We start from the raw sequence: 14,422 nt of genomic DNA on the forward strand, positions 1-14,422 counted from the left end.
GGGGTAATCTGTTTTTGGTAGAAGCGGTTCTGTTACTTAATCCAACGACCGTTCGCGGAACAGCACGTAGCCGATGTGGGCGAAAACCCCGAAGCGGTGGGTGTCATCATCATAATGAATAGCCTGTACCGAGAGGGGGCCTACTGGGGTCTGGTATACAAAGCCGGTCATTAGGGTGAGGTAGGGCCGCGTTATGCTCTGGGAGCGGCGTACCAGCACGGGGTTGTCGAACGCCTGTTTCCAGGGGCGCACCAGCACGTGCGTGAAGGCTTCGGTTCGCCATTCTACCCCCCGCAGTACTCCCTTTACATAGCGCACTCCTACTGCCACGTAGGCCGTGCCGCGGTAGTTATCGAGGAAAAGAGTGCGGGAGTCGGGTAGGGGCAGAAACGCCGCCGAGGTGGTCAGGGAAGACCGGTAGGTGGCAAAGGCTCCTTGGGTACTAGCTACGGCATCTACCGTGTAGCCCCACGCGTTGGTTTTGGCACCCACAGAGTCGCTCTTGTTCAGCGAGAAGTATTGCTCCACAAACAAGGAGCCCCTCACCCAGCGTTGGTTTTTGCTGCGGTCCATCACCCCGTTGGCGGTAGTGCCGGCCTCGTACTTTTCCTGGCCCGTAACTGCGCGGAACGCAAACTCGGCCCGGCGGCCCTTGGTAGCATACTGCCGGCGGTCCAAGGAGTTACGCTCGAAGCGGATGCCGGACGTGATGCCCTGGAAGCGGTTTAGGTCCAGTTCATCGTCGCTGTTCACCTCGCTGGTATTGGCAAACCGGTCGCGGTTGGTGAAGGCGCCAATATCAAAGATGTAGCGGCTGCGGTAGTTCGGGCTGATGCCGATTTGCAAAGACGTTTTCAGGTCCCTTTGCACCAGTTGGCTTGTGGCCGCATTCTGCCCTAGTAGGTCTCCCGTGTCCTGGTAGTTCAGGTTGTTGAAGGTGATATTGGGCTCGAAGTAGACCGGAATTTGCCCCGGTACGCTAACCCTGAACGACCCCTGCACTGCGTTATAAAAACGCCCAATGGTGGCGTTGCCCCGCACGGTATAGAGGTAGCGGTTGAGGTAGCGGTAGGCCCCGCCCAGGTAAATATTGCTCATGGAGCGCGACGACAGTAGCACCCCTAAGTCGGCCGTGAGGTTATTGGCCTGGCGCGCGTCGATGCTGAGTCCGTAGCCTTTCTGCTCCTGCGAGTACCGGATGCGGGGGTACACGTTGGTAAAGAAGTCATTGCTGACCAAACGGAAATAGCCTTCTTCAATGTCGCTGGGCGAGTACGTAGAGCCGGAACGCTGGAAGAACCGACGCACAAACTCCTGCTGCTGCCGGGGCAGGCCCTGCACTGTGACGCCCGTGAATGTGGGCCGGGGTGCCCGCTCCTGAAACAGGCGCCGCCGCTGCTGTAGGGCCACGGTATCTTCCCGCCGCTGAATGCGCCGTAAGGTGAGGGCCAACTTCTCTTCCGCGGCATGCTCACCTAGGCTAATCAGGCGCTTTACCCGTCCAAAGTCGGCGGCCGTATAATCCGTTAGGTCGGGCTGAATGAAGACCCCATTGGCCCCTACCGACAACGTATCCGCAGCATTTGAACCCAGGAACACTAGGGTGCTCGTAAGCAGCTCGTCATCCTTCTCCTTGGGGTATTTGCTGTAAGCTACGTCGCCCACGTTTACACCAATAATTACATCGGGCTTAAATTCTTCCCGAATAACGCCGGTAGGAAAGTTGTCTACTACGGCTCCGTCGAACAGGTAGCGCCCGTCCTCTTGGCGGATGGGACGAAACGCGAGCGGGAAAGCCATAGAATTGCGCACGGCATCGGAAAGTGAGCCGGAGCGCTGCACTACCTTCTGGCGCGTAAACACTTCTGACGCTACGGCGCGGTAGGGCACAAACAGGTTGTCGAAGTTGTAGTTGGCAATGGCGCCCGCCGGGGCCAGCATGGTTGCCAGCATGTAGTTCAGCGTAGCGTCATTGATGAGGCGGGGCGTCACGCGTGTACGAAATGCGGAGTCTATGGCCAAGCCCAGGTGCAGGGCTGCGGGCGAGGGGTCGGCGTCGTAGAAGTTGTACACCTTGCCTTCCAGCGGGCGGTTGGCTACCCAATCCTGAAACTCTGGCTTGAGCACAATCTCCTCAATCTCGCGGGGTGAGTAGCCAGCGGCGTACATGCCCCCCACAATGGCACCCATGCTGGTGCCCACAATGTAGTCGATGGGGATACGGTTCTTTTCTAGCACTTTCAGAACCCCCACGTGGGCCAGCCCTTTGGCCCCGCCCCCGCTGAGCACGAGGCCCACGCGTTGCGCCTGCGCAGTGGAAATGCTCAGCAGCCCTGCAAGCAGCAGCACCAGTGTCCGGTATAGTTTCGGCATATGACTTAAGAAGAAAAACGAAGAAAGCCTCAGTAGAGAGGCGCGTTACCTACGCAGTAGGCATAACGGAGTTGTCCAATTTTAGACGAAAATGAGCTGCGCCCCGGCCAACGGCATACTGTTCAGGTGCGAGGGAGTAGCAACGTGCTGACAGAACCTGCCAAAGCTCAGAAAACAAGCGCCTACCATTTGCGAAAAATCACATACACCGCGGCCACCAAAAGCGCAAAACCTACCACATGATTCCACCCCAGCTTATCGGTTTTGAAGACGTACACGGCGCATAGCGTAAATACCGTGAGCGATATTACTTCTTGAATAACCTTGAGCTGAAATAAGCTGAACGGCCCCCCGTTTTCCTGAAACCCAATGCGGTTGGCGGGCACCTGAAAAACGTACTCAAAGAAAGCCAGCCCCCAGCTAATCAGCACAACGCCCACCAGCCCCAGGCCGTGCAGCCAAGAAATCTTCTTGAACTGCAAGTGCCCATACCACGCAAACGTCATGAACAGGTTGGAGATTGTGAGCAGGAGGACGGTGTACACACTTTTCATAGGTCGGGCAAAGCGGCTAAAGAAACATTCAGCCTACCTCTACTACTGGTAGCCCAGAAACGTTTCTCCGCCTCCTCAATGCCCAATCCTTACTGCCCCTCTGCGCTGCATACGGGGGGCTACTCGTCGTGGCCTGGTATGGCAGCTTGCGGCGCGGGTACGGCCTCGGCGGCTTCGCGGGCTAGGCGCTGCTTTTCGGCTTCGGAGGCCGTGCGGGGTAGCTTGTCGAGGTCGGGTTGACCGGCATCTACCCAGGCCGTATACCAATAGGCGCCCACTAAGCGCAGGGCCAGCCGCATCTGGCGCTCTACTTGGCCGCTGAGGCGCTGATGATACTCGCGGGCAAACTCACGGGAGTAAGTGCGTACCGTGAGGTTGTTGCGCTGCTCAAAGCCATACTTGCGGTCTTCGGGGAACTTCTGCGTCAGCTCCCGCTCCACCCGCAACACCGAATCGACGGCGGCGTGGGAACGGCCTACGACGGCCCAGATGGTTTCGGTGGGGCGTTCCAGGTAGGGGGCAGGTCCCGTGAAAAAGTCGTAATTGGCGCTGAGCAGTTCCGGCAGGCGGCTTTCCCACAGAGCGTGAATGCCGCGCTGGCCCGTGAGTTGTCCGTTGTAGTTGTGGGTCGCGTGCAAAGGCACGCAGGCGTCGGCTACGTAATGGCCCATGTCGGCGGAGAGGCGCAAAATGCGGTCCGAATCGTGTTGGCGGAAGGCCTCCGTAAGCTGGCCCTTCATGCGCGCCACCTGCCAGGGCACGATACCGTGGCGTAGGAGTGAATCCTCGCCCAGCAGGGCCACCGCATCAGCATAGGAGCGTGGCAGCTTGTACGCAGCCGAATCGCCGTACACGTCTACATCGAGAAAGTGGCGCGGGGCCTCACCGGGTACTACGGTCCGCCGCGAATCGGGGCGGGTAGCATTGTCGGTGAGGTAGTCGATGTTGGCCTTGTAAAAGCCAATCATTTCGGGTGGTAGCGTAAACACGGCCAGCCGGTTGATCAGACGATGGCTAAAGAAGCCCCACGCCTGAGCCGATACGGCCGTGCTCAGCGTCAATAAGATAACGATACTATAGCGTACTAGATAGCTCATAAGCCATAAGATACTGAAGAGTTACGGCCAGGCAATACGATAAGGAGTCGTAAGCCTTAGCCGCAGCCTATTTCGCGATCCTAGGCCAGCAGCGGTAGTAGCATAACCAGTCTCTGGCTTGCGGAAAGAGCCGTTGCCGGAGCCGGTAGTAGCCATAAAGCCCATCAGGCAGGAGTAGCTAGCCAGTGCAAAGACTGTAGATCAACTAGCAAGGTCGCTATCCTGGGTCGCGCACCAACTTGTAGAGTGCCTCTCGGTACGTTTCGCCAACGGGAATGGCTTTCTCTCCCACGTACACGGTGTTGCCGTCAATCATGCTGATTTGATCCAGCGAAATGATGAAGGACTTGTGTACCCGCAGGAAAGGAGGCTGGGGTAGCTGCTCGGCTAGCTCCTTGAGCGTTTGGTAGGTAACGAGCCGCTGGTTGGGCAGCACCAGGGCCAAGTAGTTGCCCAGCGCTTCGGCGTAGAGAATGTCGGCATGGTTGACGCGCAGAAACTTGTTTTTGCTCTCCCCCTTTACAAACAAGTAGTTGCTGACCGGCGCCAGTGCCGACGGCGTTACTGGCATCGGCGCAGCCGTGGGCGCTAAAGCAAGCAAGGCAGTTTGCGCTTTTTGGGCCGCCCGCAAGAAACGATCGAAAGCAATGGGCTTAAGTAAGTAGTCTATTACGTCGTATTCGTACCCATCCAGGGCGTAATCGGGGTAGGCGGTAGTGAGGATGACTTTGCAGCGACTTCCACACAGCTTCAGAAACTGCAAGCCCGTCAGCTCCGGCATTTGAATGTCGAGAAATACAAGGTCGGCGCGGCCTTCCTGTACCCACAGCAGCGCTTCAATGGGATTAGTAGTGAGGCCGGCTACGGTTAGGAATGGAATCTTCCCAATGTAGCTAGCAAGTAGGCGTCCGGCGTATGCCTCATCATCTACTACAAGGCAGCGCAACATATGCATGGAACGTAATGGGAAGACATGGTGCGGTTCGGCAAACTTGGTAACGGGCTGCATGTGCAAGCGCCTTGGCTACTGCGTTTTCATAACTCAAGCTCTAAGGTAGTACAGTAGGTAGTGGCATCTTGCTGAATGTGGAGCTGATGCCGATTGGGATACAGCAGAGCTAGCCGCCGCCGTAGGTTTGCCAACCCAATACCCGTGGTATGGTCTTTCTGGTAATGATTGATGTGGTTGCGTACATCGAAGCGCAGGTGCGTGGGGGCGGGCAGAGTGAGCGTGATGCTGATGGGTTGGTCGGGTCGGTTGACTACCCCGTGCTTGAGGGCATTTTCTACAAACGGAACCAGTACCAGTGAAGCCACCCGCTGCCGTTCTACATGGCCTACCTGCTCAAAGTCCACGAAAAATTTGTTCTCGAAGCGGAGCCGGTGCAGCATCAGGTAGTTTTCTAGGTAGTCTATTTCCTTCCGCAATTCCACTTTGCCATCGGGGCTTTCGTGAAGCATGTAGCGCATGAGGTCGGAGAGGCGCAGCACAGTCTCCGCCAACGGCTCCGACACCAGATAGGCCTCGGAGTAGATGTAGTTGAGCGTGTTGTAGAGGAAGTGCGGGTTGATTTGAGTTTTAAGAAAGGCTAGTTCGGCCTGCGTTTTCTCCTGCATCAGTTGCTCATTTTCGCGTCGAGTTTCCTGCAAAAAGGCATCCTGCACACCCCAGGCCGCCGCCGCTACCATCATCATGGGTAGGCCACGCTCTGCGTTGTCGAGCAGGTAGGCCCATAGGTTTACCTCGCCATAATAGTTGCTAAACCCAAAGAGCAGCGGCAACAGTACTTGCTCCAGCATGTAGCGCGTGCCGGTAAATACTACCGGGGCCAGCCCCAAGCCTAGCAGCAACTGCGGCACCCGACTCAAGCGCAAGTACCTTGGAAACACCAGTAGAAAGCAGTAGTAAAACACGCTCATCATGCTCAGGCGAAAGGTAAATTGCAGAAGAAGCAAGACGCCCAAGTTGGTTGGTCGCTCCCCAACAATTCCTACAAAATCATAGGCTATCAATAAGCCCCAGCCCAGCAAGTGGTAGCGCGTGGTTTGACGGTTCATACACTCGAAGCTAGTGCAAAGCCGCTGCACCGCCCTGTATTTTATAGCAACGCTTCATCAGCCGTGATGAACACGCCAACTAGCCGGATAACCGGCCTAAAGCTCTACCCGGCGGGTTCACATCGGGTTTGGGTGGGTTGCAATAATAAACTTGAGCTGCCAGGCCTGCCCGCCCACCTTCGGGCTATTCGTTCACCCTGCTGTTCCTCGGTCCTATATGAAGCACTTTCGTTTTTCGTGTGCCAGCTTGCTTGTCCTAGTGCTGTGCTGCTTCCACCATTTGGGCACGGCCCAAACCGTCAACATTGAGGCAGCTACGCGTTACTGGGAGCTTACCGATGCGCTCCGCCAGGATAAGCCGCTCACTGACGCTGCCTGGCAGGAGTTACTGGCCTTACCAGCCAACAAGCTGTACGTACCCGGAGTGTTCCCGCAGGAGGCGTTGCAACGCTACCGGAAAGCCATTGAGGTGGTGTATATGCCCCGGCACGATTCGTTGCGGCAAGCTAAACTACGGGCCAAGTCGTGGTACTACGTGCTGGTGAACGACTATAAGCAGCGCGAGCCAATGTTCAGGCAATACGCCCAAGAAATGGCACAAAAGCCATCCTATCTTGAGGTGATGTACACGTATGCCTACGAATACTTACCTGAGCGAGCTCACACCAAAGTGCCAGATTTGCATCTGTACTACACGGCTTTGGGCAACGACGCTACTTCGCGAGAGGAAGGCATTGTATTCAGTTTGAACTCGGCAATAGAGTGGAACAAGCCTAAGGCGGGCATCTTGGAAGCGCACGAAATGCATCATCAGCTTCGGCCTAGGCCCAATTTCAGCGGTGCTTTAGAGCCGGATAAACCGTTGCTGTGGGCCCTTGATGCCGTGCAAAACGAAGGCGTTGCCGACCTGATCGACAAGAAACCCTTGCTACAGTCGCCCGACTCAGCCGACATTCAAAACTGGTTGCTAGCTTCCGCTCCTACTGTTATCCACCGCCTAGACTCCGTGTTGCAGGTAGGTGCAAAAATGGGCAGCGGAGCACTGCCAATGCGCAAGTTCTATCAGCGGTTATACAATGGCACTGCTGGTCACCTGCCCGGGTTTTACATGGCGCATATCATTAATAACCAAGGGTACACCCCGCAAATGCTAGCGACCATTGATAATCCCATGGCGTTTTTTGCCTCTACCAAAAGGCTGCCCGCAAGGACAAAAAGCGCCCCCCATTGTTCGCTAAAACATCTATGGCGTACCTCAAAAAGCTGGAAAAAAGATACGTTGCACCAACTCGGAAAGCTCACGTTGCGCACTGAGTACGCAAGCAAAACGGATCTACAAGCCAACGCCCCCAACAGATGCATCTGTTGGGGGCGTTGCTTGTAGGCAGGTAAGCTAGCAGCCTAGCGGCGGCCCTGACCAGCGAATTTCATCCGGTAGTCGGCTTTCACGTCGCCTTTGCTAATACGGCTTAGTTTGCCTTTCAGCAATTGCTTTTTCAGCCCCGATACGTAATCGGTAAACAGTACGCCTTCCAAGTGGTCATACTCGTGCTGAATTACGCGGGCTGTCATGCCGGAGAAGGTTTCCTGGTGTTGCTGGCGGTTTTCGTCTTCGTAGCGCAACGTAATAACAGGTTTGCGGTAAACCGTTTCCCGCACGCCCGGAATGCTAAGGCAGCCCTCTTCAAAAGCCCACTCCTGACCGGTTTCTTCTACCATTTGAGGGTTGATGAAGGCTCGCTTTACGGGGGCCGCCGTGGGCTCGGGGATGATAGGCTTACCCTCCTCGTCTTCATCAAGCATGGGCTCCGAGTCGACCACAAACAAGCGGATGCTTTTGCCTACCTGCGGGGCAGCCAGACCCACGCCGTGCGCATAGTACATGGTATCAAACATGTCCTGCACCAGCTGCTTAAGCTCGGTGGGGGAGTAGTCGGGGGCAAGAGGTTTGGCCGGGGCCTTCAGCACCGGGTCACCAAAGGCAACAATAGGATAGATCATCGGGATTCGAGGAAAGATTGCAGAATCAGAGTAGCCGACACACGGTCTACGGTGGCTTTGTCGCGACGGTCCTTCTTGCTAAGCCCTCCGGCCAACATAGCCGCGTGAGCCATGCGCGAGGTAAACCGCTCGTCTATCTCATGCAGGGGCAGTTCAGGAAATTCCTTACGTAGGCGCCGAACTACCCCAACTACGGCGCTGGTAGAGTCGGTGGGTTCGTTGCTCAGGGTCTTGGGCATGCCAATCACTAACGCTTCTAAGGGTTCCCGCTGGTGGTAAGCCTTGAGGTACGTCACCAAATCTTGGCTGTGAATGGTTTCAAGTGGGGAGGCAATCAGTTGAAGCGGGTCCGTAACGGCCAGCCCCACCCGCTTGTGGCCGTAGTCGATGGCAAGAATTCGGCCCATCACAGTGGAGTAAACGAAAGAAAGCGAAAATGCGGTCCGTCAAGTTGTTAGCACGGCCTCCGTACAAAGATACGATGCTGCTTGCGAAAGGTGGTAGCCGAAACTTAGCGCCCGCAATCCGGTGGCAGGGTGCAATCGTAGATTGAGCCGGCAAACAGCGTTATTGAACGAGCGAAGGTATTCTTCATAAAATGATAAAACTACTTTCGTACAACACTCGCATTCAGAGACTTTTGAAATAGGATTATCTGCGTTTGGGTTGAAGTATGTTGCTCTAAATCCATAAAAATTTGCATTGTTATTGGAAAATAAATATCCACCTATGTGCAGTGCAGGTATCTTGGAAAAGTTTCAATAGTTTTGGATACCTGTCCGTATTGCCACCCCTTGCGTATCGCCTAAACTTCTACTCACTCAGCGCCTTATGACTACCGAGCCCCACGACTCGTTGCGCCCTGTGAAGGAGCCGGCCCTACGGAATACCCGGCGGCAGATTCGGCAGCCGCTCCTGTTGGCACTAGCTCTAGCTTGCGGAATCCTCTTAGGTGCCAATCCCTTTCGCCCCTCCGATCAAAACCCGGATGCCACGGCTCGGGGCTATCTAAAGTTCAAAGAAATCCTGAGCTATGTGGACCGGGATTACGTGGACTCCGTGAATGCAGAAGAACTATCGGACTACGCCATTGGTCGGATGCTAGAGCGCCTAGATCCGCACTCAGTATTTATTCCGGCGCGGCAGCAGCAGCAGGCTTCAGCCTTCCTCCAGAGCGATTTTGATGGGGTAGGTGTGGAGTTCAACTTATTTCATGATACCGTAACGGTTGTATCACCCTTGAGTGGTGGCCCCGCCGACCAAGCAGGGCTGCAACCCGGCGACCGTATTCTGGCCGTGAATGGGGAGAGGGTATCGGGGGTGCACAACACCACTGAGCAAGTATTCAACAAGCTGCGAGGCCCCCGGGGAAGTGCCGTGCTGGTACGCCTGCTGCGCCGTGGTCTGACTCAGCCCTTGAACGTGCAAATGACCCGCAACCGCATCTCCAATTCCTCGGTAGATGTGGCATACATGATTGATAATCAGACGGGATACATCAAGGTTAGTCGTTTTGCTAGCGGTACCTACGACGAGTTCAAGGCTGCCCTCGGCGACCTACGTCGTCAGGGGCTCACCCGCTTGGTGCTTGATTTGCGTGGCAACCCCGGTGGCTACCTCGACCGTGCCACTAAGCTGGCCGATGAGCTGATTGGGGGCACGAAAAAGATTGTATACACCGATGGCAAAGGTGACCAGTACGATACCCAGACCTTTTCCCGCGTAGCGGGCGAGTTTGAGGAAGGCCCGCTGGTAGTGGTGGTAGATGAAGGCAGTGCCTCCGCGGCCGAAGTGGTAGCCGGTGCCCTACAAGACCAGGACCGCGCCCTTGTGGTGGGTCGTCGTACCTTCGGGAAGGGCTTGGTACAGCAGCCCATTGCGCTTAACGACGGCTCGGAGTTGCGCCTAACCATTGCCCGCTACTACACCCCTTCGGGCCGTAGCATTCAAAAGTCTTACAGCGGCGGGCTGGCCGAGTACGAAAAGGACCTTGTGAATCGTCAGCGCCACGGCGAGTACTTCCACGCTGATAGTATTCACTTTGCAGATTCCCTGCGCTACCGTACGGCGCACGGCCGCACGGTGTATGGTGGCGGAGGTATCATGCCCGATGTGTTTGTGCCCCGCGATACTACTGCCTATTCAGCCTACTATACCCGCCTACAGAGCCACAACCTAGTTCGTGAGTTTGCTGTCCGCTTCTTTCAAGAGCATAAGACTGAGTTGGAGGGTTTGCGCTTTGAGCAGTTCAGCCAAAGCTTCCGCATCAGCGACGCCCAGTTGCAACAATTGGCCGCTCGGGCCGCGCAAGATGGCGTAGCCAACGATGCCGCTGGCCTGCGCCGGTGCGCACCGCTCCTGCGCAGCCAGCTGAAAGCCCTAATTGCCCGTAGCGCCTATGGTAAAGCCGCTTACTTCCAAGTCCTCAACCAAGAAGACGTTGAAATTCAGCAGGCCCTCCGCGTAGTCACTGATAGTGGCTCTACCTAATGAACGGGCTGACCTTGAAGTAGCAGAATTATCAGCTCCGAAGAAACTAAGCGGCCGTAGCTCTAAAAGAACTACGGGCCGCTTAGTGTTTAGAGAAGCCTATAGTGGCTACTTAGCTGGTATATCCTGCACTCGGAACTGCTGTTGCAGGCCCGCCAGCGGTTGGCCATCTGCTTCGGCGTATGGGTAGATGAAGTAGTTGAGGGTACCACCGTGCTGGCGCGGGGCCAAAACCAGGTCCCGGCCGCGCGTAAATTCCAAGCGGTTCTCGTCGTGAGCCCCGAAGAAATAGGCGCGCTTGGCAGGGTTCTTAGCTGCCTCAGAGGCATCTACGGGTACCCAGCCCGTTTCCTTTGTGTAGAACTCCGCCCAGCAGTGGTAGCCTTTTACTTCGGCGCTACCGCGTTCTGGAGGTAGTGGGAACCCAATGCTAAAGCGCGCAGGAATGCCAACGGCTCGGCAGTAGCCAATGAACACGGCGTGAAAATCGGTGCAGTTGCCACGGCGGGCGTCGCAGGCATAGTAGATGTCGCCGCGGCCCCAACCCTGGCCAGTTTTATCGTAGGTCACCGTGCTAACCACGTGCTCGTAGATAGCCTTTGCTTTCTCCAAGTTGGTAGTGGCTTTTGCGCGCGTTACTACCTCCTGTGCCCACAGCCGGATCTTTGGGTCTAGGGGCACGAGGCTATCTGCCGCCAGCCACCGGCTCATGTTGGGGTCAGCAGGCTCCAGCATTTTGCGCGTAACGGGTTGGCCGGCTAGCGTAGGGTTGAGGTGCTCGCGCCGAGTAGCCTGCAATTTCATGCTCACGGTAAATCCCTGCAACGCCGCCCCCGTAGCGTGCACATGCAGCACGCGGTTGCCGTAGGCACTTGTTTTCACCTCGTAGGGTACGGGTGCTTCAATTTTCAGGTCGCGAATGTCCTGGCTCTTGTCGTCGTGAGGCACGGGTAGCCACAAGTCTACCTCGCGCACGCCGGCGGCTTGCGCGGGTACGGTAGTCGTGTAGTTGAAGTTGAACGTACGGGTGCGCGGTTCCACTGCTTTGGGTGTATTGGCAGAAGCCAGCAAACCTAAACCGGTTAGGAAGAGCGGCAGCAGACGGGCAGATACGGAAGACACGGTAGTAAGAGGTAACGGCTGAAATAAAGTGCAAGATACGCCAGGGTTATGGCTTCAACCATCATACAGACATATTGGTTGCCGGGAACGTGACTCGAATATCCCAGGCTGCTATCCATACCAAACCTTCTTACCTTCACGCTACTGACCTTTCTACCCGTATTTCCCACCCAACTCATTTCTGTACCATGGCTTTCTACCACCGCCTCGGCCAGATTCCGCGCAAGCGCCACACCCAGTTTCGCCAGCCCGATGGCTCCCTGTACTCGGAGCAGCTAGTGGGCACGCTGGGCTTCCACGGCGTTTCGTCGCTGCTCTACCACAAGCACCCACCCACAGAAATCAGGACCGTGGGCCAGCCCGAGCCGTTTGCACCTAAGCTGCTGAAAGACCGGCCCCTGGAACCAGCGCACCTGCGCACTCTGGCCCAAACCACCACCGGCGGCGACTACCTGCAGGCCCGGCAAACCATGCTCGGCAACGCCGACGTGACGCTCAGCATCTGCAACCCCACCGAGCGGCGCATGGATTACTACTACAAGAATGCTCTGGCCGATGAGGTCATCTTCGTGCACGAAGGTCGGGGCGAGCTGTGGAGCCAGTTAGGCAAGGTGCAGTTCGAGCCCGGCGACTACGTCATTATTCCGCGCACCATCATTCACCAGCTTCATTTCGAAGCAGGCCCCGTGCGCCTGCTCATCATCGAGTCGTTTAGCCCCGTGGAAACGTGCCGCCGCTACCGCAACCACTTCGGGCAGCTGCTGGAGCACTCGCCCTACTGTGAGCGGGACATCCGGCCCCCGCATGAGCTGGTGACCGATGATGAGCGGGAATCGGGCGAGTACGTGGTCAAGATCAAGAAAGACGGCCTGCTGCACACTCTAACCTATGGCCACTCGCCCTTCGATGTAGTGGGCTGGGACGGCTACTTCTATCCCTACGCCACCAGCATTCATGATTTCGAGCCGATTACGGGCCGCCTCCACCAGCCGCCACCTGTGCATCAGCACTTCGAAGGGCACAACTTCGTCATCTGCTCCTTCGTGCCGCGCCTCTTCGACTATCACCCGCTGAGTGTTCCGGCGCCCTACAACCACTCCAACGTCGACTCAGATGAGGTGCTGTACTACGTGGCCGGCAATTTCATGTCGCGTAAGGGCGTAGACTTGGCGTCCTTCACCTGGCACCCCAGCGGCATTCCCCACGGCCCACACCCCGGCACCGTGGAGGCCAGCATCGGCAAAAAGGAAACCCACGAGCTAGCGGTGATGGTGGACACCTTCCGCCCGCTCTACCTCACCGAGGCGGCCCTGCCCTACGTGGACGGCCGCTACCCCATGAGCTGGCAACCTGGCTTCGTGCCCGACCCGCCCCGCTCCGCCGATATGATGGATTAAGGAGTGGTGTAATCAATATTCTTTACACTTTACAAGAACACCCCATGGATATACAAAGGACACGGGGTGTTTAAGCTTATATATGTTAAGTTAAATGCATGAAACACGCTTGTTCTCTCTGTGTACTAATAGCCTTGGTTTGGTTATTTAGTGGTTGTAAAAAAGAGGATGCGGAGAAGTCGGATGTTACATTCGATGTTCTAGACTCTGCAGTGCTGGACGTATCCCGCTATTCCTCAGGACATACCTCAACCATAAGTGTATGGTCAAAATGTGCGCAGGCCTGTGAAATAAATAAGGCTTCTATTGAACATGTAAAGAGTGTAGTACTTCGTACGGCTGAAGTAAACCTGAAATACCCCAACGGGCAAAACTTCGATTTTTTGGATCGGCTCACGCTGTATGCCGTTACAGCGGAGGGTAATAAGCGGATTGTGTTGGCTGCCACCGATGTCGTTCCGCGTGGGGCGACTACTCTGAAACTAGTGCCAACTAAAGAGGACTTGACAGCCTATCTGCAGCCCGGTAGGTATTATATTATACCTTATCTAGAGGTCAACCAACCCAGCCAAAATTTGGCTGAGTTGCAATTACAGTATGATGTTCGGGCACAGCAGTTGTAACACTAAATCTATTAATGTAATGAGCATTAGTAAGATGCTATGTTATCGCTAGACGAACGCGTGGGATGAGTGGAAGGGAGGACAAATCCGGGTTGGAGTTGATTTCGTAACTTCCGCTCAAATTGCAACTCCCATGAAAAAAGTCCTCTTTCTAGCTCCCCTTCTGGCCTTACTGGTTTTCCTGTCTGGCTGCGACAAACTCGACAAGCTGCTGACCTTTACTATTGAGGACTCGCAGTCGGTTAAAATCGCAACGGGCTTCCCGGTAAACGTGATTACGCCGGTTTCGCCTATCACCGTTCCTACCCGCTCCGACGAGAAGTTCAAGAACGAAAACACCAGCGCTAATCTGGTGAAGGATGTGAAGCTCGACCGCCTCACGCTCACCGTCACCGACCCCAGCTCCGAGAACTTCGACTTCCTGAGCAGCATCAGCCTGTACATCAGCACCGACGGCAACGACCGGATTCTGCTGGCTTCCAAGGATAACATACCCATGGGCGTCAACACCATCCAGCTGACCCCAACCACCGAGAAGCTCGACAAGTACATCAAGGCCAGCAGCTACACGCTTTCCACCGAAGCCCGCATCCGCAAAGCCATCAGCAAGGACATTACCATCCGCGCCGACTCGCGCTTTAAGGTAACTGCTGACCCGCTCTAGGCCACTTACAAGACCAAAACAAGAAAGCCCCCTGGCCTAGGCC

The 14,422-nt window shown here is 55.9% G+C and carries 13 protein-coding genes; 5 read left to right on the forward strand and 8 right to left on the reverse strand.

Going from position 1 to position 14,422, the window contains the following annotated elements:
* Positions 1 to 36: 36 nt before the first annotated feature.
* The 5 genes from VI25_RS19145 to VI25_RS19165 form a co-directional block, all read right to left on the reverse strand.
* Positions 37 to 2,373, reverse strand: a complete 2,337-nt coding sequence (locus tag VI25_RS19145; RefSeq protein ID WP_045689579.1) for a patatin-like phospholipase family protein — start codon at positions 2,371 to 2,373, stop codon at positions 37 to 39.
* Between the two features lie 182 nt (positions 2,374 to 2,555).
* Positions 2,556 to 2,927, reverse strand: coding sequence for a DMT family protein (locus tag VI25_RS19150; protein WP_045689578.1), 372 nt, complete (start codon positions 2,925 to 2,927; stop codon positions 2,556 to 2,558).
* Between the two features lie 119 nt (positions 2,928 to 3,046).
* Entirely contained in the window at positions 3,047 to 4,024 is a 978-nt protein-coding gene (locus VI25_RS19155) for a zinc dependent phospholipase C family protein (RefSeq protein ID WP_045689577.1), read from the reverse strand.
* Positions 4,025 to 4,241: 217 nt separating this feature from the next.
* Positions 4,242 to 4,973: a LytR/AlgR family response regulator transcription factor gene (locus VI25_RS19160; protein WP_045689576.1), complete on the reverse strand. Its 732-nt coding sequence runs from the start codon at positions 4,971 to 4,973 to the stop codon at positions 4,242 to 4,244.
* A gap of 86 nt (positions 4,974 to 5,059) precedes the next feature.
* Positions 5,060 to 6,082 carry a sensor histidine kinase gene (locus VI25_RS19165; RefSeq protein WP_052695397.1) on the reverse strand — a complete coding sequence of 341 codons (1,023 nt, stop codon included), beginning with the start codon at positions 6,080 to 6,082 and terminating at the stop codon, positions 5,060 to 5,062.
* A gap of 217 nt (positions 6,083 to 6,299) precedes the next feature.
* Between VI25_RS19165 and VI25_RS19170 the strand changes: the two genes are divergently transcribed.
* Positions 6,300 to 7,466: a DUF5700 domain-containing putative Zn-dependent protease gene (locus VI25_RS19170; protein WP_152981707.1), complete on the forward strand. Its 1,167-nt coding sequence runs from the start codon at positions 6,300 to 6,302 to the stop codon at positions 7,464 to 7,466.
* A gap of 17 nt (positions 7,467 to 7,483) precedes the next feature.
* Here the strand turns inward: VI25_RS19170 and def are convergent, their stop codons facing one another.
* Together def and ruvX are read right to left on the reverse strand one after the other, a co-directional pair.
* Entirely contained in the window at positions 7,484 to 8,083 is a 600-nt protein-coding gene (def, locus tag VI25_RS19175) for a peptide deformylase (RefSeq protein ID WP_045689959.1), read from the reverse strand.
* Positions 8,080 to 8,490, reverse strand: coding sequence for a Holliday junction resolvase RuvX (gene ruvX / locus VI25_RS19180; RefSeq protein ID WP_045689960.1), 411 nt, complete (start codon positions 8,488 to 8,490; stop codon positions 8,080 to 8,082). Before ruvX ends, def begins: the two co-directional genes overlap by 4 nt.
* Before the next feature lie 424 nt (positions 8,491 to 8,914).
* Here ruvX and VI25_RS19185 point away from each other — a divergent pair, with 424 nt between their 5' ends.
* The gene (locus tag VI25_RS19185; RefSeq protein WP_055562752.1) at positions 8,915 to 10,573 is read left to right on the forward strand and encodes a S41 family peptidase; all 1,659 of its coding nucleotides are present in this window, start codon (positions 8,915 to 8,917) and stop codon (positions 10,571 to 10,573) included.
* Between the two features lie 108 nt (positions 10,574 to 10,681).
* Here VI25_RS19185 and VI25_RS19190 read toward each other — a convergent pair whose 3' ends face one another.
* A complete protein-coding gene (locus tag VI25_RS19190; protein ID WP_236705140.1) occupies positions 10,682 to 11,695 on the reverse strand; it encodes a transglutaminase-like domain-containing protein in 1,014 nt (337 codons plus the stop codon).
* Positions 11,696 to 11,883: 188 nt separating this feature from the next.
* Here VI25_RS19190 and VI25_RS19195 point away from each other — a divergent pair, with 188 nt between their 5' ends.
* The 3 genes from VI25_RS19195 to VI25_RS19205 all read left to right on the forward strand — a co-directional run bounded on the left by VI25_RS19195 (position 11,884) and on the right by VI25_RS19205 (position 14,379).
* Positions 11,884 to 13,092 carry a homogentisate 1,2-dioxygenase gene (locus VI25_RS19195; protein ID WP_045689962.1) on the forward strand — a complete coding sequence of 403 codons (1,209 nt, stop codon included), beginning with the start codon at positions 11,884 to 11,886 and terminating at the stop codon, positions 13,090 to 13,092.
* Positions 13,093 to 13,190: 98 nt separating this feature from the next.
* Positions 13,191 to 13,715, forward strand: coding sequence for a hypothetical protein (locus tag VI25_RS19200; RefSeq protein ID WP_143437057.1), 525 nt, complete (start codon positions 13,191 to 13,193; stop codon positions 13,713 to 13,715).
* A 133-nt stretch (positions 13,716 to 13,848) separates the two neighbouring features.
* Positions 13,849 to 14,379, forward strand: coding sequence for a hypothetical protein (locus tag VI25_RS19205; RefSeq protein WP_045689964.1), 531 nt, complete (start codon positions 13,849 to 13,851; stop codon positions 14,377 to 14,379).
* Positions 14,380 to 14,422: the final 43 nt, after the last annotated feature.

The organism is Hymenobacter sp. AT01-02, from assembly GCF_000961955.2.
Taxonomy (GTDB): domain Bacteria; phylum Bacteroidota; class Bacteroidia; order Cytophagales; family Hymenobacteraceae; genus Hymenobacter; species Hymenobacter mucosus.